Annotated in this window: 1 protein-coding gene and 1 pseudogene; one reads left to right on the forward strand and one right to left on the reverse strand. The window is 68.5% G+C overall.

From position 1 onward, the window contains the following. Positions 1-97: 97 nt before the first annotated feature. Positions 98-256, forward strand: a complete 159-nt coding sequence (locus tag AB4Z35_RS30065) for a hypothetical protein (protein WP_441590557.1) — start codon at positions 98-100, stop codon at positions 254-256. A gap of 9 nt (positions 257-265) precedes the next feature. On the opposite strand, the pseudogene AB4Z35_RS30070 reads toward AB4Z35_RS30065, so the two are convergent. Then, positions 266-571: pseudogene (locus AB4Z35_RS30070) on the reverse strand (hypothetical protein); the annotation flags it as partial.

The following is a 571-nucleotide window of genomic DNA, read 5'->3' on the forward strand; positions in this document are numbered from 1 at the left end:
GTTCATCGCCATCGGGCTGGGGGTGGTAGCGGCGCTGGTCAACCTGCCGATCCGCGAGCAGGCGCTGACGCGCCCGCAGCCGATAGCGGTCTGAGCCATGGACGCCGCACGCCACCATCCCTGGCTCAAGGCCAAGCTGTTAAAGACGGTGGGCCTGCTGGCGCTGGCCGGTGTGCTGACGCTTGGCTTCCTGGCCTACCTGCGGCCGGCGTTCATGGTCGACCTCACCAATATGGTGCTGGCGTGGTGCGGGTAAGCGGCTAGCTTACTGCGCCTCGCCCTTGGTCTTTGCCTCGAGCACTTCCCAGCGCTCGAGCGCCTCCAGCAGTTCCATCTCGATCTCGTCGTGCCGGCTGGCCAACTGGGCCGCGCGGGCGGGGTCGTTCGCGTAGAGCGCGCCGTCCGCCAGCTGGCCGGCCAGCGTCTTCTGCTCCGCTTCCAGCGCGTTGATGCGCTCGGGCAGGCCATCCAGCTCGCGCTGTTCCTTATAGGAGAGCTTGACCGTGCGATTGGCGCCGCGCGCCTCGCGCGTGTTCTGCGTCTTCAGCGCCTCGGCGGGCTTCGCCTCGGC

This window comes from Pseudomonas sp. KB_15 (assembly GCF_052114525.1).
Taxonomy (GTDB): domain Bacteria; phylum Pseudomonadota; class Gammaproteobacteria; order Pseudomonadales; family Pseudomonadaceae; genus Aquipseudomonas.

Excerpts from the sequence above, each read along its gene's own strand:
- AB4Z35_RS30065 (WP_441590557.1), top strand. The coding sequence starts at position 98 with ATGGACGCCGCACGCCACCATCCCTGGCTCAAGGCCAAGCTGTTAAAG.